Here is a 26,614-nt window from a genome sequence, read left to right on the forward strand (position 1 = left end):
TTGTTTGTCCCAAATTTCGGGAGAAACAGGAGGAGAATATATATGGCAAAAGTAGAGTTTACTAAGGCGAAGAAAAATAGAAACGAATTGCAGCTTCCAATTCTTCATTTTGTTGTTGCTGATGATTGGATTGATAAACTTGGTCCTGAAGCCTTCGCGGCTTGGCTAAAATTCTATAGTTGGTGTGATCGTTCAGATCAGCGAAAAGACAAAGATAATGATGTGATTCCTTCAAGCCTTTCCAAAGTCATGAAACGTTTAGGGGTTGGAAAGAAAAAATTCTACAATGAGATCATCCGGCCTTTATGGAATTATGGTTTGATTGATCTTGTCACATATGAAGATAGCGAACAGCCAGGTAACAAACCTGTAAATATTGTAGTTTATGAGTATCCGCAAAACGACATTCAAAAGAAATATCAGCCACTTGAAAAGATTCGTGATTACGATACTGAATATGAAACAAGCAGCAGAACTTTTGCCAAAAAAGGCGGCAGAAAACAGAACGAAAGTTCGGATGGTTTCCTACAGAAACCAGGGGTGGTTTCCCACGGAAACCAGGGGTGGTTTCCCACGGAAACCAGGGGTGGTTTCGAAGAGAAACCTAATAATGATTCAAATGATATAAATAATGATTCAAATGATATAAATAATGATTCAAATCATCATCATCCCTTGATCGAAGGATTCAACCAGCAACAATCCGACTTGATCCATGAGTTTCTACAAGCCAACAAGATTGATGATGATGACTTGAAAAACAAACTGTTGGAGAAACTAAAAGGAAAACGATTCAAATACATGGCCTACATAGAAAAGACATTTGAAACCGTTAAGAAAATGGTAGACTCTAATTCTAGCGAAGGGCAAAACATTCAGAAACCGACACGTAAAGAATTAGTACCGGATTGGTTGAAGATGGACTACAACCAACCGAAGGATGATGAGGATTTCGACATTGAACAGGCACGACGGGAACTTGAGGAACGGTTGAAAAAATATAGAAGGCTAAATCCGAAAAAGTTCGCCGCAAGCCAACCGAGGTGACAGACTATAAACCTGCCGGCTTAATATTTGGTACGATGTCACGAAGGAACCGGCGAGCGCCAGCTTTTGCCTGGAGCTACTTCTGTATTTCCTTTTCAATCTGCGCAATCACTTTCGGCAAGTCGTGGTAGATCATGCGCCCACTAAACCGTAGAACTTTCCAGCCATTTTTGCGCAAATAAGCGTCTTTTCGCCGATCATGGGCTTTTTGCTCAGGCGTGGAGTGATATGCTTTGCCGTCGCACTCTATGGCGATTTTATACACTGGTAATGCTAGGTCAATGCGGTACTTGCCGCAAGGTACTTGTGTTTGTACATAATAACCTAGTATTCGAAGTGTATCGTAAAGGTGGCGTTCGATCGGGCTTTCGCATTTTAAACGCTCTTGATCGACCAAAATGGTTTGTGTTTGTGGTCTCCTCAAATCGAGTACAAAGAAGACAATACCAACGATAATTAACCCGAAAAAGACAACGTACTCAATCATAGCTATCACACGTTAAAAAAGTCGTCCGGTACGTTTTTACCGAGTTGTTTCAGCGCTTTTTTAATCTTTGCTATCGTCGAGTGTTTAGGCCGATACGAGTCATCGTTACACAACCGCGAGATAGTACCGCGACTTAGCTTTGACCGCCTTTCCAGTTCTAATTGTGATATTCCCTCGCGGTCAAGCCATTTGCCGAATTTACTTCGTTTCTTTCCAAGTCCTAGCCAATTGAACATAGTTATAAACCTCCTCGGTACCATTCTTGTCCGAGATGTCATTTTTTAAACCTAACGCAAAAAAGTGACAACTTGGACAAGCAGTGTCGCATAGGCTATTAACACAAAAGTGACGAAGCAATAACGTTGTAGCTTTCTCGTCGAATACTCGTTAAGATCTGCCAATCAACGAAAAAGCAACATTGTAGCAACGTTTCAATAACAATGTTTCGGAAATGTATTGCGACACAAAAATAAGAGCAGAAACGCCGCAATAGCGCCAAAAAGCCGATTTGTTAAAAGAGAGAGTGAACGCGAACGACGGAAGGGGGAGCGCGAGGGGGAAACCAAACCATTTTTTCTAAAGGGGCGATAGTGATGTTCCGCAAAAATAAAATCGAGGCGATTGACTTTCGCGAGTTCATGGCCGGCAACCATCACACGCAAAAACAATCGCCTCGTACTAAAAATGTACGCGCTATGTCAGCGTTTTTTCCTGTAATTACGCCAGGCTCATTTTTTCCGATTCACGACCCTGTGTTTGCGCTATTCCTAGCCGGAAGTGCTGCGATTGCTGGCTCCGCCTTTTTCCAGCACTTTGCTGCAAAAAGTGGCTCACCAGCGATTTCGGAAGCCATCGGAGTAATTAGTAGATTTGTGTTTCCGGTCATCGTTTACAGTGCGATTTTTTGGTTTTTCTTCACGTTATAAGGAGGGGGCGCAATTGCAAAAAGTCTTAGAATTTATTCGGCGCCAACGGGCAAGATTTGCTCTCAAAAAGGCATTTTATAGCGCCGGTCTGTTTATCCCGTACAAAAATGGTGATAAGACATATAGGATATTCCCGAAGATTCACAGCGTTAAAATTGACGACGACCAAACGGAATACGTGTTTACATTGATAAACGGGATGGACCCGAAAGAGGTTAGCAAAAAAGAATATGTATTTATGCAACATTTCGGCGCAAATATCGAGCTAGACGGCGATCACAAAACGTTTACTCTCACCGTTTACCGTAAGACGTTTCCGAAGGAACTGAAATATAATTACGACACTTTTTTTCCGGTAATCGATGAACTGGACTTGCCAATAGTAGCAGGAATGGACCGACATGGTCAATGGCACGTTTTCGACGCAATTAATGAGCCAGGATTGCTTATATCCGGTGAACCAGGCGCAGGAAAAAGCTCACAAGTCCGCAGCATTATAACCACCTTAATTCAATACAAGAAGCCTCGCGAACTCGAAATTTATCTCGGTGACCTCAAAATGAGCGAATTTCACCTCTTCTACAACATCGAACACGTTAAGAGTGTTTGTATTTACCCAGAGGATTTGCAAAAGATGCTCACATACTTAACCGAAGAAATGAAACGGAGAGGGGAGCTGTTAAACAAATACCGCGTGACGCACGTTAACAAGCTGCCGGAATCGGAAAAAGTACCATACATTCTCATTTGCATAGACGAATTTGTCATGATTATGGACGACAAGGACATGAAAGCGATGTTGATTCAGCTCGTAGCGCTAGGTCGTGCGCTGGGCATAGTTTGCATATTGAGCTTGCAACGACCGAGCCACGACATTCTTGACACGAAGATTCGGAGCTGCTTAACGGTCCGCATGGGCTTCCGTGTCAGCGACTTTTCTAACGCTAAAATAATTGGAACACCTGGCGCCGAGAAAATCGCAAAGGAGACTCCAGGTCGTTTCCTTCTTAAACGAAGCGATATTATCGAGCTGCAAGCGCCATTTCTTGACGAGAAACACGCCGAAAAGATTCTAGCGACTTATAAGTCTTCCGACTGGAAAAATCGTTTTACGGGCGATTCTAGGCCATCTAGCGAGCCGTTAACGGACGACATTTTGGGGGGACTGTAAAATGCGCCTATCACAACGCGACAAGGCGATTATTCGCGACATTAATCGATTTCGTGTGATGGACCGCGACTCTATTGCCGAGCTTCATTTTGCGGGACTTAAACGACCTGTAAACAGCGCAAACTCTGTCCTAAAACGACTAGTGACCAATGGACATATTCGCCGATCAACGAAATTCGGGGCACCTTATTTGTATTTGAGCAAAGAAACCTTATTACGTGAGGACTCCGCAAAGATCGGTCATTACCTCGCGATCTTGGATGTTTACAAAGACATTCTTCGTCACGGAACACTTGACGTCTTTCAAGTCGAGCCGAAGTATGGAAGTAAGGGAAATGTTGAGCCAGACATGTTTTGCATATTCCGAAAGCACGGTATAACTGGCCGGACTCCGTTTTTTATCGAGGTACAAAATACGTTCTATTCGCAAAAAGTCATGACACAAAAGCTAAAGCGATACGAGGAGCTTTACCGGAGTGGATTAATCGCGCAGGAACCGTGGCAGCCGGCCGACCGTCCGCCCGTTTTTCCGATCGTTCTAATCATATCGGAACATCGGTATGCGATAGACGGGAGTTATCCGTTTCGGGTGATACAAGCGCAATCGTTCACGCAATTTATGCAGTCGTTGAAGCCAGCGAAGCCGAAGGAAGAACAACGACCGAAACCAAAGACAGCGTCCCAACTGAAATATAGTGGAGGGATCAAGATTAATTTAGGTGTTAAATAAAAGAGCGTAGTCCTCGTTTTATATGTCGTAGTAGGTGATGTCTCGCATTCTATTTTTTTGTGATAATATAGAAATAAATTTACGTCAGACAAAAAAGGTGATTTTTATGAGAGAAGGACGATGCTATGAACAATATGATTTTCAGGTATTGATCTTATCCCAGTTTGCCCAACGCCGACCGTCTACAGAAAAGGAAAAATGGGAGCTACAACAAGAATATTTGCGCCTGATTCGTGAAATTCCTCAAATGTGGGAAGAATTCGTGCGGAAAAATCAAAACATTTATGATCGCTTTGGATATTTAGATGTCGTGGTATATGATGATTTAACGTATGAACGGAAAAAGCTAAAACAGGGACGCCCTAAAGAGGAAAATACGCTATCGCATCGTGTAACCGTCCGGTTGGACGATGAGAGTTATCAGTTGTTGAAACAATATTGTCAGACAAAAAATATTACCGAATCAGCAGCGATTCGGGAGTTAATCCAAACACTGAAATCGAAAATATGGTGAATATAAAACAGGCTGACCTAAAGGTCAAAACCTTGGTCAGCCTGTTTAGAAAAGATTGTTTATATCCACGTTTTTATAGAGATCATTATCATCATCTTGGTTTTCTTTATCTCGGTCTTTTTTCGAATCCGGATCGTTTAAGGATCTCGTGTCTGTTTCCCCTGTTCCTTCATTTTGGTTTGAGGCTGTTTTGTTCTTTAATGAGGACTCTTTGGATGTACCAGAAGAAAACTCTTGATACAGTACTTTTTGTATGTCGTAGTCGGTGATGTCTCGCATTCCGAAACGGTCGATTATGTGTAAAACGATGTTAGTGAGAGATACTTGAATATTCTTCTGCTTGTCCAGCCATTCATTAATCAAGTCACTTTGGGGGGTATCAGCCACCCTCCAAGTGACGATTTTTCGTTTTGCCATATCGTATCACTTCTTTCATTATTTTTGTTTTTTGAACAAGATTTTCTCATTGATGACATGCAATCCGTTTACGTTCATATCCACTGCGTATTTTTCCGGAATCCAAAGAACTTCACAGTGGACGTTATTTGCAAAGTCCAATAAATCCTCATAAAGTTCTTCTTTGAACTGGATGCTGCCACCACCATATACAGCAATTACATCAACGTTTCCGGCTATGTCGCTGTATTTTTCCTGAATGTCCTCTAAAATGCGTTGAGCTTGTGAATAACGTGCTTCTTGCATGAAGCGAACGGCTAAATCGTGAAGATGATGGGATGGATCTAAAAAAATATTCATAAACTGCTGGCGATTTAGGTTCAAAAAGCCGCCAACTTCCTCTTTCAGCAATTGAGTAGCTTCTTCCGTGGCATGACCCACTCCTCGTTTTTCCCCTGAACAAACATCTGTTACAGGATTCATTCCAACAGTATAGATATATTCCGTTGTTCCATCGCCAATATCTACGTGGAGAATTCGTTTGTTAGCGAAGTCTTTTGGTACAGCTTGTTTTTTATAGTGCTCGTTATAATTCTTCAGAATTTCATTGTCACGTTCCAATAAGGCATATAGAGCTGGAATGCCTTCTTGAGTGACTTTCACAGTCTGAAAATGGAGTGTGACGGTCACAGGAGTTTCTCCGACATATACAATCACCACATGATCGTTGCTTGTGAAACGTCCTTCAAGGTATCTGGCTTGATCGGCACTATATTCTGACGCAGGGATTGCTGTTGTCATTGAGACATCTACTGAAATTGATGAAGGAAGCTCTTGATTTTCTTGATATGCTAATTGAACCGATCGAGCAGCAAGCATCGATAGCGTCATTAGGACTGGAATATCGTGTTTTGATTTATTCCCTAATTTGATATTCATATTTTCTACTTTATCGGCCGTTATATTGGCGCGTTTTCCGATGAAGTATAGGCCACTTCGTTTAATAGCGTTACTTGTTACATGAACAATCAATTCATCCAATAAATTAGCAATGTTTTTTTCCACATTTGTTTCCATCACATTTGGCTTGGATAACAGACGTTTGACCACCGATGGTTGTTTTATGAGCGTATCGTTCACGATCATTTTTGTTTCCGAATTCCCAATATCATTAGCCACCACTATTTTCATTTAAACTCCCCCTAATAATTCATTTTACATTCAAATTAAATTTATAATTAATTCTTATCTACATTATAAAGCATTAATGTTATATAATCAATCAAAATGAATTTAAAAAATAAATATTTTTGAATGTATTTTAAATGTAAATTTAATTTATATAAGATTCACTATTATTTTTCATTCATATTTAATTTATTTTAAATTCATTATTCATTTATTAGGGGTATTATCATTCTATATTCATTCAAATTGAATGTTTTATTCATTCATTTATAAAATGGAGAGGCCTATCAGAATGAATGAAAATCAACAGAAAGAGGATCAGAGAGGTAAAAATAAAGGAGAACACATATTATTCATGTGTAATATGTGTTCTCCTTTTATTAAAGGGTCATTTAATTGAGTAAAGTGTTTTGGGTTAACAACGATTTCTTAAATAAGTCCCCCTGAATCTAAGTAAATTCCCTAAACATAATGCATAGGATTATTTTGTAAATATGCAAGGAGGTGAGAAAAATGTACTATGTTCCTTACCCATATCCATATCCTTATTATGTTAACGTGCCAATGTATAACTATGGAAGACAGCCTGTTTACTGGACTATTCCTAATGAGATAGAGTATGCTAAACAACTAGGTTTGGGAAGAGGTAAAATCAAGTTAAAAGATTATGGACCAGAACCGTTTGTAGTTAATATCAATGCGGCTGCAAAGCAAAACAATACGTATCGTACTGCTTTATGGACAGGAAAACATTTGCAAGTCACATTGATGAGTATCAATGTTGGAGAAGATATTGGTTTGGAAATTCACCCTAACGTTGATCAATTCTTACGTATTGAACAAGGTCAAGGAATTGTTCAAATGGGCAGAAGTAAAGATAATTTAAACTTTGAAAGAAAAGTCTATGATGACTCTGCCATTATGATACCTGCTGGAACATGGCACAACGTAATCAATACAGGTAATATCCCGCTAAAACTTTACTCGATATATGCACCTCCACAGCATCCACATGGTACTGTACATGTAACAAAAGCCGATGCTATGGCAGCTGAATAAAAGAGCCAAAAATAAATACCTAAAAAAACGGCTTCTCAGATTGGTGTATAAAAGAAAAGGATCATCGGATTAACTCTAAATCCTTTTCTTTAGTTTTAGCTTTTTCTTGCGTTCGTTTTTCTTCTAACTCTTGTTTTAGTCTTGCTTCCAATTCGTTGAAGCGCTGAAGCTCTTCCTTGTATCGTTTAGGATTTTTTTCAATATACATGATGGCTCTTCTAAGTGTTTTTAACCGAGCGTTTTCGATTTTTTGATTCAGCCGTTGTTCCAGTTTATCCATTCGCTGCAATTCGGCTTTGTATCGCCGAGGATTTTCCTGTAGTTTTGTTTTCAAAATCATTAACCTGTCTTTAGCTTCCACTAAACGAAAAACGGTTCGTTTTGGGTCTTTTTTTAACGAAGTTAGCGCTCTTGCGATTTCTCGTCTCTCTGCTTTTCGAATACTCACTTCTAGTTTCGATTCTATGCGTTGTAGGCGTTCCAATTCTTTTTTATTCTTTTTCGGGTTTTCCATCAGCTTCTGTTTAAGATCGTTCAGGTTTTCTTTTGCCTTCAGTAGAGTTTTAAGTGATTTTTCGTTTGATTTAGTTTCTTCCAATTCGCTTTTTTCAAGAGAGGGAGGATTTAACTTTCGTGACCGTTTAGCCTTTTCCAAAATCTCTTCAAGTATCTCATACAAACTTTGGTTGATGTGATCTCGGGAGTCCATATTAACCGTGGCCTCCTTATTCTTTTTTCTTAAATTTATCCGGCTTTTTTTCGTTAATGTAGTTCGCGAAAATCTTAAACAATTCTTCTCGTTCTGGGATTGTCAAGTGTTCCAATTCAAAGTACTTTTCCGCTAGTGCGCCGGTTTGTATCAATCGATGCGCTCTTTTTTTACGTTCACGTTCTTTTGCCAATCTTAATATTTGTCGTTTTCTTTCTTCCAGTTGTTCAATTCGTTTTTGCAGATCACTGATCGGACGTTTTTTGTCCATTGGATTCCTCCGTGTTTTGAGCACTATCGAAATATTTTTTTGCTTCTTCTTTGAATTTGTCAATCAACAATTTCGCCTGCTCGATATCTTCAATATCCCACGTTTCCATTAGATACTGACCGATTTCTTTTTGGGCTTGCTCGATGTATTTTCGCTGCTTCTCCTGCAATTTTTTGATCTGTTCCTCAATCTCTTGTGCTCTGGACAAAGGGTCTTTTCTTGCCATTTCATTCACCCTTTCTTCTTTGAATATTTCTTAAGAATATTTTACATGATGAGGAATTTTATGTCTATCCAAAATAAGAAAATTATGGTACAATGAAGTCACGAATGAAATGAGTGCCCATTTATACCCCTTTCAGGGGTAAATGGGAACTCGCTTCGCTCGATAAAAAGTTTGTCTTCGACAAATGACCCGCAGGGGCTAAAAAATTAAGAAAGGAGGAATGACGATGGCATACTTTCTATTCCGTACACAAATCATCAATAAAGCAGATCGTTCAGCCGTTGCTTGTGCTGCCTATCGAAGTGGAGAAGCATTGTATTCAGAACGGGATGGATTAACGAAAAAATACGGCCATCGTGACATTCCTCCGGAAACTTATATTCTTGCGCCAAAACATGCTCCAGAGTGGGTATACAATCGCGAACGCTTGTGGAATGAAGTCGAGAAAGTAGAGAAACAACATAATGCTCAATTAGCCAGAGAAATCATTGTTGCTCTTCCAACACAATTAACCAATGAAGAGCAAACACAATTGCTTTTGGATTTCTGCAAAGAGAATTTTTCGGATGAAGGAATGGTGGCAGATATCGCCATTCACCGTGATAAAAAACACAATCCACACGCTCACATCATGTTAACGATGCGTCCGTTTAATGAAGATGGAACGTGGGGGAAGAAACGTAAAAAAGTGAACGGAAAATCCGTTCATTTAACAAACTGGAATGATAAAGAAACGCTGCTGAAATGGAGAAAAAATTTCGCCGATCGGATCAACGAAAAATTTAAAGAAAAAGGAATCGATGATCGCGTTTCTCATGAAAGCTATGAGAAACAAGGAATCGATAAAGTGCCTCAAATTCGTCTTTCTCGTGAGGCATATCAATACGAACAACGAATGAAAAGAGAAGCTGAGAAACAAGGGAAACCATATGAACCAGTTACCTATTATGGAAAGCTAAATCAAGAAATTCAGCGCATCAACCAAGAACTAAAAGCACTAAAACAAAAAGAAAAAGTTGTATCCATTTCTGATTATCAAGAAGAAAAATCGCTCAATGAAACGATCGAATCTATTCGCAAAAATGCTTCTCTAAACGATGTAGAAAAAGCATCACTGCTTTTGGTTGCCAAGCGAGCAAAATCGTATGTTGATTTTGCTGTAGCAAGACGTGTATATCATGATCTCGCTGAAGGCAATTGGAAGAAAAAAATCGACAGCCAGCAGCTGAAGCTGCGAGCGCTTAAGAATGTCATCAATAAGGCGTATCATGTGTATCAGCAAGAACCAAAACAAGTGATTCAGTACGGCTTCCATCCAGGAAAATTTAATGAGCAACTAAGAGGAAAAATCGCTCAACTTAAAGAGATGGAGAAATCCTTTGAAAACGAGTTAACCAAATACGAAGCTGTTCTGAAGAAAGCCGAATTAGCACTGGAAGTGCAAAAACGGCTAACAGAAGAAGAGTTCCGAGTCTTGTATCCTCATGCCGGAGCTGACTTCCGGATTGAAGAAAAATATCATGCCGTTCAATACTTTAAGGACACAGGGGGTGTGTTGTCAGAGAGTGAAATTCCTGCTTATGCGGCGAAGAAAGAGCAAGAGATTCATCGGATGCCGACCTTCGCGGAGCAAACCCGAAACATGTATCAAAGTCTCTTCGTTTTGAATCGCACGATTCAAAAGCAATCAAAAGAGCGCATGGAGGCGTTGAAGGCAAGAGACTTTGAGCAGGCCTTTGAAGCGAGCCGGAAGACCGAGCAATGCATGTTAAGAAAAGAAAAGATGAGCAAGGAGCTTGAGGAAAACAAAGCCGTCTTGCAAGCCATTTTGAGCGAGCATTACGGCAGAGATGTATCGATCACGAACACGGCAGCCTTGTTGCGGTTGCATGAGCTGGTGGAACGCGGCGAAAGCAGCAAAGACTTTGAAGCAGATTTACGCCGTATCCACGTTAGCGAACAACAAAAACTTGAACGTATGCCAAAACCTGAAACAGAAGTGCAGATCATGGAGTATCAATACCGGCAACATGTGGCTGATGGCTTGTTAGAAGCGATAGAAGAAGCACAACGAGCGAATGATCGCAAGAAATATGAGAAAGACCCAACGAAGAAACGACAACGCAGAAGATATCGTGGTCAAGAATTTGAACGCTAAGGGGGAGAGGAAATCACGATGAACTTTAAAAAAGATGCCTGGAAGCCAATATTCGCTAGTGTTGTGTTGACCGTTATAGCTGCCTATGTTCTGATGGGATTGTTTTATATGATCGGGAACGGAGGCGACTTAAAAGAAATTTTATTAAGACCGAAAGAGTTAATCACATTTGTTTACACGGAAGAGAACTTAAAAACGGTTTTCTCATTGGCTCCGTTTGTGATTTTAGCAGCGCTGCTATACACTTTTCGGTCATCCATTATTGTTCCGAAGTTAGAATATGCTAGCGACTTTGGCTTGCATGGAACTTCCCGGTGGGGAACGCCGGATGAAGTCATCGACGGCAAGATGTTCTCGAAAAACAACTCGTATACGACAGACCCTGTTGACGCTTTTCAGATGGAAAAAGGGATTATCGTTGGCAAAGTGCCAAAAAAACGGGAACTTCTCATCATTCCGAGAAACACGACGATCGATAACCGAAATGTCTTGGTCATTGGTTCGTCGGGGTCTGGGAAAGGTCAATCATTCGTCTTTCCTAACATGATTAACCATACGGAAGAAACTATTATTGTGACAGACCCGAAAGGGGAAATATATGAAGCTACCCATCAGATCAAAAGGGACCAAGGATACAAAGTCTATCAGGTGGACTTTATCAATTTCGTCAATTGCGATCGATACAATCCATTAGACTACGTCGAAGATGATGAAGATGCTAGGACAATTGCTAATACGATCGCTTCTAACTCGGTTGACGAAGGAAAACGCGATTTCTGGAGTGAATCAGCTGTCGCCTTTCTGTCAGCATTCATCCTGTACGTGAAGGAAAAATACAAAGACAAAGCCAATATGCGCCATGTCGTTGAAATGGTGGCAAGAGCAGGAAAAGACGAAGAATATTTGGATGAAATCATTAAAAACATGTCTCCAGACCATCCGGCTTATCATATGTTCACCCTTGCAAACATGAGCAGTGGGAACACTAGAGCCGGCATCATGGCGACCTTGGCGCAACAAATCTCCATTTTTTCGATGCAAAAGATCGCAAAAATGACCGCCAAAAGCGATTTCAAATTTCATGACTTGCAGAGAGAAAAATCCGTTTTGTACATCAAGATTCGCATGGATGAAAATCCTTTTGTGCAATTGACCGCCACGTTCTTTGAACAGTTGATCGCTGTTCTGTACGACATTGCTGACAAGAATCACTCGAAGTTACCGATTCCCACTATCTTTCTGTTGGACGAATTCGCCAACATCGGCACGATCAACAAATATCCGCGAGTATTGGCAACCTGTCGCGGACTTGGTATGGCCATGATGACGATTATCCAGGACATCGGACAGCTAGAGGACAAAAACCGATATGGCCCGGAAATGGCTCGTTCGATCATCAATAACCACGATACTCAGTTGTTTCTGCGAACGAAAGACACGAAAACAGCGAAATACTTTAGCGAACTCGCCGGAGAGACTACGGTGAAGCACAAACAGAAAAGTGCTTCCTATGGACGTAAGGAAGGCAGCAAAAGCATTTCAGAGCAATATGTAAAGCGCTCATTGATTACGCCGGGCGAACTTATGAACATGGACAAAAACACTTGTTATTTATTCGTATCTGGGGCTTACCCGATGAAGCTAGAAAAAGCGTGGCAGTTCGATATTTACGGCGATTTATTGAGCAACTATGAAAAATACCGAAGCCGTTTAGGATATACTGCGCCGTTGTGGAATGGAGAATGGGTATGGGATGAAGAAGATTCGGCTGCCCAAGACATCCAAGAAGTCAAGCAAGAGTTAGAAGAGTCGGATGTGGTATTGCTTAACGAAATGATCGATGAGATCAATAAGATTGACGAAGAAGAAGAGGACGAAGAGATTACCGAAGAGGAATTGAGGGTATTACTTGGCAACGTTGAGGATGAAAACGAAGATGAAGAAAACGAATCCGAAGAAGTGGGAGAAGCAGAAGAACTACAATCGATTTTAGATGAAATTGAGGAAGAATTAGACGCATTCGATGAAATGGAAGATGAGATCACCGAGGAGGACTTAATGGAGATCATTGAAGAATTCAGCGAATTCAGCGATGACAGCGAAGGAGAGCAAGAAGAAAGCAATCAGAAAATCGCCGACGAGCTGCCAATTTGAAATCGATAGGGGGATGCTTTCATGATCGTCATTCTTGCAGAAAAACCCGACCAGGCACGAAAACTCGCATCACCGTTTCCACATACCAAAGGAAACGGTTTTCTTTCTATTCAGTCGTGTAAAGAATTTCCGAACGGGGCAACAGTGACCTGGGCAATTGGCCATCTAGTCGAGCTAAAAGAGCCAGAGGAATACCGTCCGGAATGGAAAAAATGGGACTTGGCCACTTTGCCGATTATTCCTGGGCAGTTTGAGTACAAAGTGTCGAAGGATAAAGCCAAACAGTTTCAAACCGTTAAGAAGCTGCTTAAAGAGGCTGATGAAATCATTATTGCGACCGATCCAGCCAGGGAAGGAGAAAATATCGCTCGTCTGCTTATCCTCATGGCCGGATGCTCAAAAAAACGGATTAAGCGCTTTTGGACATCATCTCTAACCGAAAATGCCATTCGAAAAGGGTTTGCTGAACTGAAAGACGGGAAAGAAACCATCCATTTGTTTCATGAAGCCCAGGCGAGACAGATCGCCGACTGGCTAGTAGGAATGAATGCTAGTCGGCTCTATACGCTGCTTCTTCAGCAAAAGGGCATCCGGGATGTATTTAGCGTCGGACGGGTGCAGACTCCTGTTTTGAAACTGATTTACGATCGCCAAAAAGAAATTGAACAATTTCGACCGGAACCGTTTTACGAATTAGAGGGACAGTTTACAGTCAAGAACGGAACGTACCGAGGGAAACTGAACAAGCGTTTTTCGTCTCCCGATGAATTGTACGAAGCTGTCCGTCCCGACATCACGAAAGAGCAACAGACGTACCAAGCAGTGATTAAGAGCGTGCGAATCAGCGAAAAACGAACACCAGCTCCGAAACTGCATAGTTTATCGACACTGCAAAGCAAGCTCAACCGAACCAAAAAGTTCAGTCCAACGAAAGTATTGGAGCTTGTGCAATCTTTATACGAGAAAGGATATGTATCGTATCCTCGAACCGATTCGCAATATATCACCGAGGAAGAATACACCTACTTACAAAAGCATGTGGACCAATATCAACAGTGTCTAGGCATTCATGTTCCTATTCGTTCGCTTCAGCCTTCTAAACGCTATGTAAATCCAGAGAAAGTGAGCGATCACTACGCCATTATTCCAACAGAAAAAGTCCCTGACACTAAGGCGTTTGAAACTTTTTCGTCTGACGAAAAAGAAGTGTATTACGAAATATTAAAAAGCGCCCTGGCTATGTTCATGACTGATTATGTTTATGACGAAACCGTCATCATTACTTCTGTTGGAAAACAAGAATTTGTCACTAAAGGACAAACAGAGAAAGAGATGGGATGGAAGGCTCTGTATCAAAACGAAAAAGACGAAGAAAGTGAAGGGGAACAAGTAGCTATTTTACCTGAAGTTAAAGAAGGAGAATCGGCTAAAGCCGATATTTCCGTTAAGCAGGGGATGACTCAACCACCAAAGCCGTATACCCAAGGACAGCTTATCACACTAATGAAAACAGCCGGAAAGTACGTAGAAGATCGGGAGATGAAAGAAGCGCTGAATCAGGTTGAGGGGTTAGGAACCGAAGCCACAAGAGCAGCCATTATTGATACCTTGATTCAACGGCGACTAATCGAAGTAAAGAAAAACCAAGTGTTTGTGACGAAGAAAGGAGAAATCCTTTGCGAAGCAGTCAAAGGAACTATCCTATCCAAACCAGAAATGACGGCCAAATGGGAGCTTTTTTTGCAAGAAATCGGGAAAGGCAACCGATCAAAAGAGGTGTTTATTGAGCAGGCGAAAAAGCTATGTTATGCACTGATTCAACAGGCTTCTCAGGATGTTGAACGTATCGATGCCAAACAGGCGCTTGAAGAGATCAAGAAGGAAAATACGATCGCCCCATGCCCTCGTTGTCAAAAAGGATACATTGTCGATCGAAAGACATTCTACGGATGTACAGAGTATGCCAACGGGTGTAAGCAGACATTTCCGAAGTCCATTTTAGGAAAAACCATCACTAAGACACACGTTAAGCAGCTTTGTGAAAAAGGAAAAACCAATAAGATCAAGGGATTCAAAGGGAAAAAGACCTTTGACGCCTATTTGACACTCCAAAAAGGGGAAATCCAGTTCACATTCCAATAAACCAAGGACCATTTGAAGAAAGGATGACCAATTATGTACGAGTACCATGAAATCCTGGGCAGCGAAAAGCCGATTTATCGCACTAAGCCGCCGGGTCTTAAGACCATTTCTGAGATTCCTTCAGGAGAATTTCTCATTGATTATGAGATAGTAGGGTATCTGGAATATGAAGAGAACGGGAAAAAACTGTATGAGCCACTGTACGCCATAGTGAGGGATGAATCATGAGTTATTACCAACAATCGAATGAATACAAAGAAAAGCTGAACAAAATCCAAAAAGAAGTTGATCGAGCCATTGAGCGCATTTTCAAGAATGGAGAGTTTCAACGATACCTAGAGGTGGTTGCGAGGTTTCCAAAGTACAGCCTTCACAATGTCATGATGATTTTATCACAGAAACCCAATGCCACGTTGGTTATGGGATACAAAGCGTGGCAGGAGCTTGGCAGACACGTTCAAAAAGGCGAAAAGGCCATTAAGATTTTTGCGCCGATCTTCGAGAAGAAGTTGCAACCCAAAATTGATCCTGAAACGAACGAGCCTGTCCGTGATGAAAAGGGGCGAACAGTGATGGAAAAGAAAGAAATTCTAAAAGGTTTTCGCTTTGTCAACGTCTTTGATATTAGCCAAACCCAAGGAAAAGAGCTGTTTGATATCCGAAAATTGATTCGTGAAGATTTAAAAGAAAGCGAGCACATTCAGTCGCTTTACAAGCATTTTCTGGCTCATTTGAATAAAAACAGAATTGAGGTGAAAGAAGAGGTATTGGACGACCCGAATACAAAGGGGTACTATGATCGAGCAAAGCACCTTATTCGTATTAATGCGTCTGTTGAAAATACTTCATTGAAATTCAAAACGCTCATTCACGAATACGCCCACGCTCAATTGCATCATAAAGACAGTGACATGCAAAAATTGCCTAGAGGACACAAAGAAGCACAAGCTGAAGCTGTTGCATTTATCGTCTCCAAATATTACGGATTGGACACAGAACCATACAGCGCTGGATATATTGCGACCTGGGCTAAAGACATTCAGTTGGCGAAACAGGCCATGAAAGAGATTCAGCATGTCGCCCAGGGTATTATCCAAGAAATTGACGAGTTGATGAAAGAACGAATCAAAGAATTGCGTCAGATGCATGAGTCATCTAAAGATCAAGACAAAAACAATAAAAACGAAAAAGATAAAGAGATGCAGCTGCAACGTTAATAATGAGGTGATGAATATGGAAAAGACAAAACCGTTCTGCAAAATGACCCCAGACGAATATTATGATTTTTTATGGAGTTACACGACCTTTGATAAAACAAGAGAGCAACTGATCGAAGACTTAGAAATTACGGAGGAAGAAGAAAAGTATCTTGACGAGGCCTTGAACTATTTAAAATCAAGGGTGGAAATCCATGAGAAAGAGGGACGTCCGAATCCTTCGTATGCTTTTTACTTAGTTGAGTATTTAGAAGAAGCTGTAGATGAAGGAGTACCAGAAGAAACAGTGAGAGAGATCGAAAAAGCGTTGGACGAAAACGATGAAGAAAAATTAGCCGACGCCGTAAAGAAAGCGTGGGGAATCCGTGAATAAGAATGATTGGATGTCCATTCGTACAGGAGATATTGTGTTAGTGAGGGACTATCCCAATCTTCAATATAAAGAAGCACACGCCGCCCCTACGAAAACCCGTTTTGCTGTTGTGATCGGAAATTTCAGGGGCGGATACGCCACTCTTCCTGCCCACGCCATTGTCACTAAAGGAGGAAAAACAGAGCAGCACTATTATCGATTAAAGGAAAACGAATTAAGAGTACCTGCCAATATTATTAGCGATCGAGCTGATATTGCTTTAAAAGGGGTGATTAAAGCTCATCGTTTTCCCCTTATCCGAAAGGAACAAATGATATTAAAAGTTGGCAGCTTGCCCTTAGAAACGAAGATACAATTAATTGATATTCACGAAACGATCAGGAATCGCCCGATTCATGTTCTTGAAATGGAGAAAGAAAATCCTTATTATGCAAAATTCATGGGTTTTTTCAAAGAAGTCACACTGGCCGAGAAAATGCAGTTTATGCGAGATGATCGCGGGAATCATCAATACGAGTTTGTGAGAAACGAAGAATTTAGAGTGAAGGCGATTCAATTGTTGGGAAAGAGGAATCATTTACATATTCTATCCGTACAGTTAGAAGGAGATAAAGGCACTTTCACGCACACTTTTGCCACAAAGAAATCGTTGCAAGAAATTCGAGAAGATTGGAAAGAACCGAAGAAAGCCAAAGAATGGATTCGGGAGGATGTGAAATTTTATGCTTTATGGAAGAATCCGTTCTTGCAATTAAAACCTGACCCACAACCCCATCCCGATAAATATCAATCATTAGAAAAATTCCGAGAAAAATCAAGCGTACTAGAACGATAAGTTTCTATACTTAAAAGGATTATCGATTTTGTTTTATTGATTATTTAGAACATAGTTTTAAATAATATATTGTTATGTGAAAAAATCGTATGAACAAAGAAGAAACTAATGATCGAAGAAAAGAAATTGTAGATTTTATTTAAGGGAGATTTTTTGCAACTCGTGCAAAAGTGCTTGAATTCGTTTTGCTGTCCAGCCCATTACGACGCGTGCTTTTCTTAGTCTTAATATGCGAAAATGGATTACCTGCTTATTCAAATAATCATTGCATGTAGAATATTTAATTATTAGGTTACCGCTTTCATAAATATTTATTTTTTAACTTAAAAGGTTTACGTTAAATCAAATAGTAACTATTCTCTAGGTTTTTTTTCTCACGTTGAATAAATAAAACTATATAAGTTGCAATAAAGATTTTCCGATTGTTCGATTCTGTTTTCCTTCATAACAAGTCATTTTGATAGAATGCAGCGGGCGTTCTACTGGATGTAAAACAAAGTTTCAACTTATATAGTTTGTAGCAAACGATACACTTCCGATCACGCAATAATTAATAATTGCTCGAGAATTTTTCAAATCAAGTAGATTTACTTTTAACAAGCATAGCAATAGATTAAAAATAAATCACTAATCTCCCTTACTAACTAATAGACACCCAAGAATGTTGACCAATAATAACATTCTTGGGTGTCTGCTTCCAATTCCAGTATATTATTTAGGTAACGAATGTACTCGATTTGCTACTTCATTATAATATCCGTAAATGGAAGAATAACCGGGTGTATTGGATCCATTAATAAAATCCTGATGATCCCAGCCTTCCATTACAGGGAATGAATTCCAAACACCTTGTTTTATCTTACCGTCATATGGGCTATTTGGATGACCAAACGGATATTTTGCAGATACAACATTTACAAGTCCATCATTTGGTAACCAGCTGCGATCAATGACAGGTGCCGGGCTTTGTCTGGTATATGAGCCCATTTGCATACTAATCTGTTTATACAATGGATACATTGTTCTTATTGGATAATAGTTTCCGGTAACAACCCCGCGATAAGAAGCGTTTCCTGTGTAAGACAAATAATAAACATCCGGATACGTTTTCACCCATTGATTCAATTCTTGAGCCCCAAAGGTAGTTAAGTCATAGGCACTAATATCACTACTTTGCCAAATCGGACTTTTCATTACACGATTCATATATGCACGAAAAGATTCACCCGGTTGACGTTTTAATCCCCATTGGTCTAATTTAAAATCATAGATTAAACTTTCTTGTTTCTGCCCGGCTGCACTTGCCAGATGAATAATGAAATCTTTAATAAAGGAAGCGATTTGTTCTTGGTCTGCAAAAGTTGAACCATTATGCGGAGTTGCCAGGCTCGTTACACTGTGAACCCAATTTTTTCCACCTGTAAATAAAGGAGAGATTCCTTCTTCAGGATGTTGGCTGTAATATTCTTGTTCCTTTTGACTACCACTTTTCAGCAATTCTACTAACATTCTAGATGTTTGTCCACCCATACTGTGACCAATCAGATGAATTTTATTCGTTTCATCCCATTGGCCGTATATTCCCGGATATGTTCGTCCAAATCGAGCATGACCGTGTTCCTTTGCGTGAGCAGCACCATAATCAACCTTACCGCCTTTAATATAATAATAGAGTTCTACTGCACGGTCCCAGTTACTTGAAACCGGACCAACTGTTGCTACATACGTTCTATGACCGGTTTGGTTTAAATAAAACTCAATATCTTTCAATCCTCCCCAGTACCGATAACCTAAAAATTCACCTTTTCCCCACCCTCCTAAACCGTGAACGAGGACAATCGGATAATCATTTCCACTCGTTTCCGCACGGACTTGTTGTTCCGGCTGAATAGATAAGGAAACGGCAAAAACAGAAAATAAGAACACAGCTGTAATGAATAGTTTCTGCAATGTTTTCAAATTAAAACCTCCTCTACTATTTTAATTTTTAGGATATACAGTACTAATAATAACTATTTTTGGAAGCGGTTTCAACATTAAATTTAACATCCACTTACAAAATGTATGCCGGAACATATGGAGCGTGAGCTTTTTATTCGGTAGGATGTAGCTTTCAATCATTCGCTGCATTCCCCTTAGTAAGAATTTCAGTGATCGTTGACTATAAAAGACATATGGAGATGCTGCAACATAAAGTTTCTTTTTTTGTCATTACCACTCGAAACTTCAACTAATCCTCTAGTTCGGCTAATAAAATCTTCCGAGATAGGTACTACTTTCATTATTTTGTCTACAATACGAATTCGTTTTAACTCGAGATTCAGGTCTGTTATTTTCAAATTGGAAATTTCTTCAACACATAGACACGCGTATGTACGAAGGTAAATGATTACATGGACGCATCGGTATTTATGTAGTGGGATTTTGGGGGATAAATCCAGTGAAAAAGTGGATAACTGGCTTGTATAATAGGGGTATCACTTGATATTTTGGGGGACGTGTTTTATGCCTACCTTTCAGTTTGGGAAGACAGCTATTGAGTACACATTGCAGCAGGTGAAAGGGAAAGAAGATATTTCTATTGTTGTAGAGTGGATGGAGGGGGTTACAGTGGTAGCTCCCGATCATCTAGTTCTGGAAGAAATAGACCGAGTTTTGCGTAAGAAGGCAACGTGGATTTTAGATAAGTGGAACTCTTTGAATAAGATTAAGCGACCACCGGCTCCGTTAGAATTTGTTAGTGGAGAGAAATTACCGTATTTAGGACGGTATTATCGAATTAAGGTGAAACAAAATCAAGATATCGATAAGGTAAAAGTGTTATTTCATCAAGGGAAATTTTATATTGAAACGCCAACATCAGCCAATGATATAGAGCATGTGCCTATGATTCGTGAAGCATTAAAATCTTGGTATATCCAGCGGGCGCAGGTGAAAGCGGAAGAACGGGTGAAACGTTATGCACAGCGTCTAGGGGTAACGCCGGCGAAGCTTGCGGTAAAAGAGCAGAAGTTTCGCTGGGGAACGTGCACACCACAGGAAGCGATTTATTTGAATTGGCGTCTTTTTCTGGCCCCAATGCGCGTTGTTGATTATGTGATTGTGCATGAATTAGCCCATCTGCGTTACGCGGATCATTCGAAAAATTTCTGGAATCTGGTACGTTCGATTTTGCCGGATTATGAGGAACGTAAAGAATGGCTGCGTGTGAACGGCCCGACGCTAACGATATAGAAAAAAGCACCCATGAAGGGTGCCTTATTTTTTGTAATGGATTTCCGCCAGTTCAACGATTTGCTGAGCAAGTGGCTCGATTTTATCGGACGGGCATTTGCTTGTCCGGAGCTGGCGCTTGATTTTTTTACGCATTTCGCGTTTGACGTCTTCTTTGTTAACCCAGTCGATGACGACGAGGCCTTCGATATGTTCCACAATGATCTGGGTGATTTCTTTTAGCCGTTCTTTCTCTTCTTCTTGATCGGTCCATTCCTTTTGCAACAATTGAAAAATCGGATAGGATTGCGGCGTCAGGCCTTCTTCTTCAATGGTTTTAGATTGTCCGCGCATCTCCTCAATCAATTTTTCCAACTCAAATGCGAGCTGGGCGTCATTTATTCGCTTCTCTTTTCTCGCTTGAATGAGCTGTTCGAGTCGTTCCTTCAGCGATGTGTAATACACCGGATTTTCGTTGATTTTCACTCGAATTTCATGGCGGATCGCGTGTTCCATTTCCGACGCTTTCGCTTGGTCAGTAGATAAATTTTTCACGTGAGCATCGAAATTTTTTTCTAGGATGCTGACTGGGCGATGAAGCGCTTTTATATCGGTTGCGTAGATGTGATCGTAAATGAGTCTCTTCACTTTTTCGCCGCAGTCAGAGATGTCCATCTGCTCGTCTCGGAAGCGGTTGCGCGCGTATTGACGCACTTTTCCTAAAAATTTAAGGTCCTCATGATATGGCTTTGCTGCTGGATTTGGCATAATCATGTCCATACTTTCGGAGAAGCGTTTAAACGCTCGGTCAAAGGCGTGTCTCACGTCTTCGGGTTCTAGGATTTTCATGCACGCTTCAATGTCGTCGCGATTGACGCCGTCAAAAAAGCGCATGGCGGCGCGATGTCGCGACTGCAGTCGCGGTATCTCTGACTGGATCGACGTCATCGCTCCCTGGATGTCCGTCGGGTTAAAAATGGCTAATGCTTGCTTAAGGAACGCGGACACGCCGTAATAGTCGACGATGAGGCCATATGTCTTCTTGTCGTAGGTCCGATTCGTTCTTGCGATCGCCTGGAGCAAGTTATGTTCCTTTAGCGGCTTATCGAGGTACATTACTTGCTCGATCGGCGCGTCAAACCCCGTCAACAACATATCGCACACGATAATGAACGCCAGCTTGTCCTCATGTAGCGGCTTTTTAAAGCGTTCGATGTAATGTTTTTGCTGTTCTTTGGTTAAATGATATTTTTTGAGCCTTTCATCGTCGTTGTTGTTAGGAGATATGATAACTACCGATTCTGGTCCGTTTAGTTCATCGAGAATTTCTTTGTACAGCACGGCAGTTTCGCGGTTAATCGCGACAATTTGTGCTTTGAAGCCATTTGGCGCGATATGTTTCTCGTAATGTTCAATGATGTCAAGACAGATCCGGCGAATGCGCTGCGGTGCTCCGATAATTGCCTCCTCTGTCGCGTATTTCTTCTTGATCTGTTCCCGTTCCTCTTTGGAATAGTCTTGGAAGACGCGTTCAAAAATTGCGTCCAGCGACTCGCCCTCAACCCGTAACTCCGGTAGGCGGCTTTCGTAATAGATCGGGACTGTCGCCCCGTCCTCAACGGCCTGTTGGATGGTGTATGTGTCAATGTACGTACCAAATGTTTGGACCGTACTACGGTCTTCTTTGTCAATTGGTGTGCCTGTAAATCCGATGTATACCGCATTTGGAAGAGATGCTCTCATATTCATCGCCAGTCCACCGTAATTGGTGCGGTGCGACTCATCGACGAGGACAAAGATATTGTCGGCGTCATTTAAAAGCAAATCTTCTCCGTCGTCAGCGTGATCTTGGAATTTTTGGATTGTCGTCATGATGGTCGCGCCTGTTGCGGTTCGTAATAATTCACGCAAATCTTTGACGCTTTCAGCACGTTGCGGATTCGGGAAACCGCAGCGACGGAACGTATTGGTGATTTGCTCGTCCAAATCGGTACGATCTGTAACGATGACAATGGACGGGTTACGCAATTCTTTCAGACGCCGCAACTTAACGGATAGATATAGCATCGTCAAACTTTTTCCTGATCCTTGTGTTGCCCATACGACGCCGCCCCGTTCCTTCGGCGTCTTTCCTGTTAAAATCCGTTCAACTGCTTTGTTCGCGGCGCGGAATTGCTGATAGCGACACACTTTTTTGATCGTGCGTCCGCCTTCCGCCTCGTAGACGACAAAGTTTTGGATCATATCAAGCAGGTTCTTCTTCGAGAACATTCCCGCCACTAACACATCTTGACGTGTCGGATTGTCACCAATATCGCTAACTTTGAGCGGATACGGGTCTTTCCATTCTCCAAAGTGTCGCAGTCTTGCGCCAATAGATCCGAATTTAGCTTGTTCATTGCACGTCGCCACGACGACATGGTTGTAGTGGAAGAGACGCTCTGCTTCTTGTTGGTAGCGAAGAAGCTGCTGAACCGCCTCATTGATTGGATGTGTCTTAGTAGGGCTTTTGCATTCAATGACGACAAGCGGCAGACCGTTGACAAACAAGACGATATCCGGAATGATGGTCGTCATCGGCCCACTGATTTTCAATTGGTTCACCACTAAAAATTCGTTGTTGTCAGGGTTGTCAAAGTCAATCAACTTGACCGTCTGGCTTTTCTTCCCTTTCCCGAGGTCTTGCTGAATGGACACATAGTTCACGACCATGTCGTAGAACTTCTCATTAGCCTCCATGACGCTCGCGGCGTTGATATGCGTCACCATGCGCACGACTTTATGCAGGTTGATGTCGTCGATCCACGGGTTCAGGCGCTGAATCGCCTGACGCAGTCGTCCTTCGAGCACGACATCCCGGTAGGACGCGCGCTCGGAATCCAGCGCGCTCCCCGGAAGGTACGTATATCCCAGGCCTTCTAGCTGTCTGATGAGCCGATACTCTACCGGCCGTTCTTTTGCCCATTCGTAACTCACGACGACACCACCTCGTCATCTACCTTTACTCGGACTTTACCGGTGAGTAGGACTTGCATGAGGCCTTGTTTTATCTCTATCAAGGGATTTAGCTTTTCTTTTTCTCTGTGAATTTTAGTTTCTATTGACTGTAATATATCTCCTATCTTCTTTTGTTCCTCTAGAGGAGGGACAGGGATTTTGATTTGTTTGATGTTAGTTTTTGAAATTCCGTATACAGTTGCGCCAGTTGCAATTCTTACAAATTGTTTTCTTACAAATGGATTAGAAAAACAGTATTGTTTATAACCTAAATCCAGTATAGGTTTTTTTTCTTTTGCAATGATGGTATGAAGACCTGAAACAAATAATTTCTTTTCATCATTTATGATTACTACACTTTTTCCGATTCCTTCTGTATCTTCGGAAGCATCTACAAAAACAATGTCACCTGTATTTAGAAGACTATATTCTTTGATTTCTCTCTTATCAATATCTAGTCGGGGAAGCCATTTGGAGTCGGAATATATGTTAAAAACCCTTTTATCAGTTTTGTGTATATCCCCATAGTGTAGGTAGAAAACACCTTCTTCTCCCAAAGCAGAACGTGAAAATGGCATTCCTCCATAAAAATCAAATATACTATCTAATTGTTTAACCTCCCACTCCTCCGGAATCTCGCCAATCTCCGTCTTTTTAAATTTCGTATGTCCGATTCCTTTGGTGAGGAGTTGCTGCATCAGTCCTTTTTTTACTTTTTCCGTTTGCTCGATGATGGCTTCTGTTTTTTCAATCGCCTCATCGACAGATGAAAGGATGGCAGCGATTTTGCGTTGTTCGTTAATTGGTGGGACTGGTATTGATACATTTGAAAAAGTCTTTTTATTAATAATAGGAACAGCAGTAGTACCTGCTAATGTTTGAAGATAAGGAATTTGGTTACTGATAGCATAATACAAAAACTCATGATTATAATCCTTGTACGGAATTATAGTATTTATTTGTTGATTAGTTATGCATTCTTGGCTTGAAATTGCTAATTTTCCGATGGAAGCAATACATGTAACCATAACACTATTTTTAGGAATTATTCTTCCTACTTGGGCACCCTTATACGTAACAGTCCGTTCTGTATTTTTAATATATCTTGTTCCCTTCATATCCGTTGGGGAAACAAAGGGTATATCTCCATTCCAATATTCATCAACATTTGTGTTTGGGGTTGAACCTGTAACAATTTCACCTAAATCTCCTATTCTTTTTAAATCCCATGTATTTGGAATTTTTTTGTTTTTAATCACCATACCCCAACTCCTTCAAATACTCATACATCACTTTTTCGATTTCCCCACGTTCCTTTTCCAACTGACGGAGTTGGCGAAGAGCTCCGGCAATGTCGATTTGTTCTTCCTCTTCAGTAGTGTCGACATATCGAGCGATGTTTAGGTTGTAGTCATTTTCTTTGATTTCTTCGAGAGAAACGACGCGACAATATTTGTCCTGGTCTTCCCATTTTTCAAAGGCAGATACAATTTTGTCAATGTCCTGGTCACGAAGGACATTTTGGTTCTTTCCTTCTTGATAGTCGCGCGATGCGTCAATGAACAGCACGTGTCCTTTTCGTTCCGGCGTTTTGTTGCGATTTAGAATAAGGATACATGCCGGAATACCCGTTCCATAGAACAAGTTGGCCGGTAGACCGATCACTGCTTCTAACAAGTCTTCTTCAAGAATACCTTGGCGAATTTTCCCTTCAGCACCTCCACGGAACAAAACGCCGTGTGGCATAACGACCCCAGCGATTCCCCGATGATTGAGAGTCGCGATCATATGCTGGACGAACGCATAGTCTCCCGCGTTTTTCGGTGGTAAACCGAATCGGAAACGACCGTACGGATCGGCTTCGGCTTCTTCGCGCCCCCAGTTTTTCAAAGAAAATGGCGGATTAGCGATGACTCGGTCATATAAAAGCAATTCTCCGTTTTCATCGAGCAATTTTGGTTCGCGGATCGTATCACCTTTTTCAATATGATGATCGCTTAAGCCGTGCAAAAGTAAGTTCATTTTTGCAATGGCCCATGTGTTTAAGTTCTTTTCTTGTCCATGTAGTGTGAGGTTGCGAGGGTTGCCGCCCTTTTCTTTGATGTAGTCTACCGATTGAATGAGCATCCCTGCGCTTCCTACCGTCGGATCGCATATACGCATCCCTTCTTCTGGTCTAATGAGTTTGACGATTAGACGAACAACTTGGGAAGGCGTATAGAACTCGCCACCTTTTTTCCCTGCGTCGTCGGCGAATTGTTTAATGAGATATTCGTAAGCACGTCCGAGAATGTCCGGATCGGATAAGTTTTCGTTGCGCAAGTCGATTTTGCTGAAGTGTTGAAGCAGCTGCATTAGCAGCTTATCCGGCAGTTTTTCTTTATCATTAAAGTCGATGCTCGCAAGGACGCCTTCGAGGGATGGATTTTCCTCCTCCAGTTCTTCGAATGCCTTATTGATTGCCGCACCGATGTCCTGAGTAAGAGAGGTGATATACGACCAGCGCGCACGTTCCGGCACAAAAAATTGGTGCTCGTCGCGGTCGTACCATCCGTAGTCTTCTCCTTCTTCGCGCTCGATGCGCTCCGCAGTTTCGACGAACACGTCATTTAGTCGTTTCAAAAACAATAGACCGAATATGTAGTTTTTATAATCGGAGCTATCGATTGACCCCCGTAGTATATTGGCAGATTCCCATAAATGAGACTCTAGTTGTTGCAGTGTCAGTTTCTGTTTTGTCGGTTCCATCGTGTACCCCCTGTGAGTAGTCAATATGGTCTAATTTTATTTTACAGATGATG

The 26,614-nt window shown here is 41.3% G+C and carries 25 protein-coding genes and 1 pseudogene; 14 read left to right on the forward strand and 12 right to left on the reverse strand.

The window, feature by feature from the left end:
- Positions 1 to 42: 42 nt before the first annotated feature.
- Complete coding sequence (locus NSR00_RS17290; protein WP_340789967.1) at positions 43 to 1,047, forward strand: RepA protein; 1,005 nt, start codon at positions 43 to 45, stop codon at positions 1,045 to 1,047.
- Between the two features lie 76 nt (positions 1,048 to 1,123).
- On the opposite strand, the gene NSR00_RS17295 is transcribed toward NSR00_RS17290, so the two are convergent.
- Both NSR00_RS17295 and NSR00_RS17300 read right to left on the reverse strand, forming a co-directional pair.
- Positions 1,124 to 1,543 (reverse strand): endonuclease domain-containing protein, encoded by a 420-nt coding sequence (locus NSR00_RS17295; RefSeq protein WP_340789968.1) that lies wholly within the window; start codon positions 1,541 to 1,543, stop codon positions 1,124 to 1,126.
- Positions 1,540 to 1,770, reverse strand: a complete 231-nt coding sequence (locus tag NSR00_RS17300; protein ID WP_042409949.1) for a helix-turn-helix domain-containing protein — start codon at positions 1,768 to 1,770, stop codon at positions 1,540 to 1,542. Before NSR00_RS17300 ends, NSR00_RS17295 begins: the two co-directional genes overlap by 4 nt.
- Before the next feature lie 357 nt (positions 1,771 to 2,127).
- Between NSR00_RS17300 and NSR00_RS17305 the strand changes: the two genes are divergently transcribed.
- The 4 genes from NSR00_RS17305 to NSR00_RS17320 all read left to right on the forward strand — a co-directional run bounded on the left by NSR00_RS17305 (position 2,128) and on the right by NSR00_RS17320 (position 4,875).
- Complete coding sequence (locus tag NSR00_RS17305) at positions 2,128 to 2,460, forward strand: hypothetical protein (protein ID WP_289666614.1); 333 nt, start codon at positions 2,128 to 2,130, stop codon at positions 2,458 to 2,460.
- Positions 2,461 to 2,473: 13 nt separating this feature from the next.
- Entirely contained in the window at positions 2,474 to 3,631 is a 1,158-nt protein-coding gene (locus NSR00_RS17310; protein WP_289666615.1) for an FtsK/SpoIIIE domain-containing protein, read from the forward strand.
- Between the two features lies 1 nt (position 3,632).
- A complete protein-coding gene (locus NSR00_RS17315; RefSeq protein WP_340789969.1) occupies positions 3,633 to 4,361 on the forward strand; it encodes a replication-relaxation family protein in 729 nt (242 codons plus the stop codon).
- Between the two features lie 106 nt (positions 4,362 to 4,467).
- On the forward strand, positions 4,468 to 4,875 hold the full coding sequence (locus tag NSR00_RS17320) for a CopG family transcriptional regulator (protein WP_340789971.1): 408 nt from the start codon (positions 4,468 to 4,470) through the stop codon (positions 4,873 to 4,875).
- 45 nt (positions 4,876 to 4,920) lie between these two features.
- On the opposite strand, the gene NSR00_RS17325 is transcribed toward NSR00_RS17320, so the two are convergent.
- Both NSR00_RS17325 and NSR00_RS17330 read right to left on the reverse strand, forming a co-directional pair.
- Positions 4,921 to 5,292, reverse strand: a complete 372-nt coding sequence (locus NSR00_RS17325; RefSeq protein WP_340789973.1) for a hypothetical protein — start codon at positions 5,290 to 5,292, stop codon at positions 4,921 to 4,923.
- Positions 5,293 to 5,310: 18 nt separating this feature from the next.
- Complete coding sequence (locus tag NSR00_RS17330) at positions 5,311 to 6,462, reverse strand: ParM/StbA family protein (RefSeq protein ID WP_340789976.1); 1,152 nt, start codon at positions 6,460 to 6,462, stop codon at positions 5,311 to 5,313.
- A gap of 510 nt (positions 6,463 to 6,972) precedes the next feature.
- On the opposite strand from NSR00_RS17330, the gene NSR00_RS17335 reads away from it, so the two are divergent.
- Positions 6,973 to 7,518 carry a cupin domain-containing protein gene (locus tag NSR00_RS17335; protein WP_008881732.1) on the forward strand — a complete coding sequence of 182 codons (546 nt, stop codon included), beginning with the start codon at positions 6,973 to 6,975 and terminating at the stop codon, positions 7,516 to 7,518.
- Positions 7,519 to 7,579: 61 nt separating this feature from the next.
- Here the strand turns inward: NSR00_RS17335 and NSR00_RS17340 are convergent, their stop codons facing one another.
- The 3 genes from NSR00_RS17340 to NSR00_RS17350 are packed head-to-tail and all read right to left on the reverse strand — an operon-like array spanning position 7,580 to position 8,724.
- Positions 7,580 to 8,227, reverse strand: a complete 648-nt coding sequence (locus NSR00_RS17340; RefSeq protein WP_340789979.1) for a hypothetical protein — start codon at positions 8,225 to 8,227, stop codon at positions 7,580 to 7,582.
- A 16-nt stretch (positions 8,228 to 8,243) separates the two neighbouring features.
- Positions 8,244 to 8,498: a hypothetical protein gene (locus NSR00_RS17345; RefSeq protein ID WP_042385881.1), complete on the reverse strand. Its 255-nt coding sequence runs from the start codon at positions 8,496 to 8,498 to the stop codon at positions 8,244 to 8,246.
- Positions 8,473 to 8,724: a hypothetical protein gene (locus NSR00_RS17350; protein WP_340789984.1), complete on the reverse strand. Its 252-nt coding sequence runs from the start codon at positions 8,722 to 8,724 to the stop codon at positions 8,473 to 8,475. Before NSR00_RS17350 ends, NSR00_RS17345 begins: the two co-directional genes overlap by 26 nt.
- 226 nt (positions 8,725 to 8,950) lie before the next feature.
- Between NSR00_RS17350 and mobQ the strand changes: the two genes are divergently transcribed.
- The 7 genes from mobQ to NSR00_RS17385 are packed head-to-tail and all read left to right on the forward strand — an operon-like array spanning position 8,951 to position 17,603.
- Positions 8,951 to 10,882, forward strand: a complete 1,932-nt coding sequence (mobQ, locus tag NSR00_RS17355; RefSeq protein ID WP_340789985.1) for a MobQ family relaxase — start codon at positions 8,951 to 8,953, stop codon at positions 10,880 to 10,882.
- Between the two features lie 18 nt (positions 10,883 to 10,900).
- Positions 10,901 to 13,036, forward strand: coding sequence for a VirD4-like conjugal transfer protein, CD1115 family (locus NSR00_RS17360; RefSeq protein ID WP_340789987.1), 2,136 nt, complete (start codon positions 10,901 to 10,903; stop codon positions 13,034 to 13,036).
- Between the two features lie 21 nt (positions 13,037 to 13,057).
- Positions 13,058 to 15,178, forward strand: a complete 2,121-nt coding sequence (locus NSR00_RS17365; RefSeq protein WP_340789989.1) for a type IA DNA topoisomerase — start codon at positions 13,058 to 13,060, stop codon at positions 15,176 to 15,178.
- A 33-nt stretch (positions 15,179 to 15,211) separates the two neighbouring features.
- Positions 15,212 to 15,406 carry a hypothetical protein gene (locus tag NSR00_RS17370; RefSeq protein WP_041265042.1) on the forward strand — a complete coding sequence of 65 codons (195 nt, stop codon included), beginning with the start codon at positions 15,212 to 15,214 and terminating at the stop codon, positions 15,404 to 15,406.
- Positions 15,403 to 16,395, forward strand: a complete 993-nt coding sequence (locus tag NSR00_RS17375) for an ArdC family protein (protein WP_044736726.1) — start codon at positions 15,403 to 15,405, stop codon at positions 16,393 to 16,395. The genes NSR00_RS17370 and NSR00_RS17375 overlap by 4 nt, the downstream gene beginning before the upstream one ends.
- Positions 16,396 to 16,411: 16 nt before the next feature.
- Positions 16,412 to 16,768: a hypothetical protein gene (locus tag NSR00_RS17380; RefSeq protein ID WP_033017425.1), complete on the forward strand. Its 357-nt coding sequence runs from the start codon at positions 16,412 to 16,414 to the stop codon at positions 16,766 to 16,768.
- The gene (locus NSR00_RS17385) at positions 16,761 to 17,603 is read left to right on the forward strand and encodes a hypothetical protein (RefSeq protein WP_340789996.1); all 843 of its coding nucleotides are present in this window, start codon (positions 16,761 to 16,763) and stop codon (positions 17,601 to 17,603) included. The genes NSR00_RS17380 and NSR00_RS17385 overlap by 8 nt, the downstream gene beginning before the upstream one ends.
- Positions 17,604 to 18,314: 711 nt before the next feature.
- Here the strand turns inward: NSR00_RS17385 and NSR00_RS17390 are convergent.
- Both NSR00_RS17390 and NSR00_RS17395 read right to left on the reverse strand, forming a co-directional pair.
- Positions 18,315 to 19,553 (reverse strand): esterase/lipase family protein, encoded by a 1,239-nt coding sequence (locus tag NSR00_RS17390; protein ID WP_445659543.1) that lies wholly within the window; start codon positions 19,551 to 19,553, stop codon positions 18,315 to 18,317.
- Between the two features lie 30 nt (positions 19,554 to 19,583).
- A pseudogene (locus NSR00_RS17395) lies at positions 19,584 to 20,023 on the reverse strand (site-specific integrase); the annotation flags it as partial.
- A gap of 85 nt (positions 20,024 to 20,108) precedes the next feature.
- Between NSR00_RS17395 and NSR00_RS17400 the strand changes: the two are divergent.
- The gene (locus tag NSR00_RS17400; protein WP_340789998.1) at positions 20,109 to 20,837 is read left to right on the forward strand and encodes a M48 family metallopeptidase; all 729 of its coding nucleotides are present in this window, start codon (positions 20,109 to 20,111) and stop codon (positions 20,835 to 20,837) included.
- Between the two features lie 24 nt (positions 20,838 to 20,861).
- Here NSR00_RS17400 and NSR00_RS17405 read toward each other — a convergent pair whose 3' ends face one another.
- From NSR00_RS17405 to NSR00_RS17415, 3 genes are read right to left on the reverse strand one after another with little or no spacing between them, the layout of a single operon-like run.
- On the reverse strand, positions 20,862 to 23,792 hold the full coding sequence (locus NSR00_RS17405) for a type I restriction endonuclease subunit R (protein ID WP_340790000.1): 2,931 nt from the start codon (positions 23,790 to 23,792) through the stop codon (positions 20,862 to 20,864).
- Positions 23,789 to 25,075, reverse strand: coding sequence for a restriction endonuclease subunit S (locus tag NSR00_RS17410; RefSeq protein WP_340790001.1), 1,287 nt, complete (start codon positions 25,073 to 25,075; stop codon positions 23,789 to 23,791). The genes NSR00_RS17405 and NSR00_RS17410 overlap by 4 nt, the downstream gene beginning before the upstream one ends.
- Positions 25,065 to 26,561, reverse strand: a complete 1,497-nt coding sequence (locus NSR00_RS17415; protein ID WP_340790002.1) for a class I SAM-dependent DNA methyltransferase — start codon at positions 26,559 to 26,561, stop codon at positions 25,065 to 25,067. The genes NSR00_RS17410 and NSR00_RS17415 overlap by 11 nt, the downstream gene beginning before the upstream one ends.
- Positions 26,562 to 26,614: the final 53 nt, after the last annotated feature.

This window comes from Aeribacillus sp. FSL K6-8394, from assembly GCF_038008865.1.
Classification (GTDB): Bacteria; Bacillota; Bacilli; order Bacillales; family Aeribacillaceae; genus Aeribacillus; species Aeribacillus composti.

Coding starts and splice junctions, on each gene's coding strand:
- NSR00_RS17290 (WP_340789967.1), top strand. CDS start 43: ATGGCAAAAGTAGAGTTTACTAAGGCGAAGAAAAATAGAAACGAATTG.
- NSR00_RS17300 (WP_042409949.1), bottom strand. CDS start 1,770: ATGTTCAATTGGCTAGGACTTGGAAAGAAACGAAGTAAATTCGGCAAA.
- NSR00_RS17305 (WP_289666614.1), top strand. CDS start 2,128: ATGTTCCGCAAAAATAAAATCGAGGCGATTGACTTTCGCGAGTTCATG.
- NSR00_RS17315 (WP_340789969.1), top strand. CDS start 3,633: ATGCGCCTATCACAACGCGACAAGGCGATTATTCGCGACATTAATCGA.
- NSR00_RS17320 (WP_340789971.1), top strand. CDS start 4,468: ATGAGAGAAGGACGATGCTATGAACAATATGATTTTCAGGTATTGATC.
- NSR00_RS17325 (WP_340789973.1), bottom strand. CDS start 5,292: ATGGCAAAACGAAAAATCGTCACTTGGAGGGTGGCTGATACCCCCCAA.
- NSR00_RS17330 (WP_340789976.1), bottom strand. CDS start 6,462: ATGAAAATAGTGGTGGCTAATGATATTGGGAATTCGGAAACAAAAATG.
- NSR00_RS17335 (WP_008881732.1), top strand. CDS start 6,973: ATGTACTATGTTCCTTACCCATATCCATATCCTTATTATGTTAACGTG.
- NSR00_RS17340 (WP_340789979.1), bottom strand. CDS start 8,227: ATGGACTCCCGAGATCACATCAACCAAAGTTTGTATGAGATACTTGAA.
- NSR00_RS17345 (WP_042385881.1), bottom strand. CDS start 8,498: ATGGACAAAAAACGTCCGATCAGTGATCTGCAAAAACGAATTGAACAA.
- NSR00_RS17350 (WP_340789984.1), bottom strand. CDS start 8,724: ATGGCAAGAAAAGACCCTTTGTCCAGAGCACAAGAGATTGAGGAACAG.
- mobQ (WP_340789985.1), top strand. CDS start 8,951: ATGGCATACTTTCTATTCCGTACACAAATCATCAATAAAGCAGATCGT.
- NSR00_RS17360 (WP_340789987.1), top strand. CDS start 10,901: ATGAACTTTAAAAAAGATGCCTGGAAGCCAATATTCGCTAGTGTTGTG.
- NSR00_RS17365 (WP_340789989.1), top strand. CDS start 13,058: ATGATCGTCATTCTTGCAGAAAAACCCGACCAGGCACGAAAACTCGCA.
- NSR00_RS17370 (WP_041265042.1), top strand. CDS start 15,212: ATGTACGAGTACCATGAAATCCTGGGCAGCGAAAAGCCGATTTATCGC.
- NSR00_RS17375 (WP_044736726.1), top strand. CDS start 15,403: ATGAGTTATTACCAACAATCGAATGAATACAAAGAAAAGCTGAACAAA.
- NSR00_RS17380 (WP_033017425.1), top strand. CDS start 16,412: ATGGAAAAGACAAAACCGTTCTGCAAAATGACCCCAGACGAATATTAT.
- NSR00_RS17400 (WP_340789998.1), top strand. CDS start 20,109: ATGCCTACCTTTCAGTTTGGGAAGACAGCTATTGAGTACACATTGCAG.
- NSR00_RS17410 (WP_340790001.1), bottom strand. CDS start 25,075: ATGGTGATTAAAAACAAAAAAATTCCAAATACATGGGATTTAAAAAGA.
- NSR00_RS17415 (WP_340790002.1), bottom strand. CDS start 26,561: ATGGAACCGACAAAACAGAAACTGACACTGCAACAACTAGAGTCTCAT.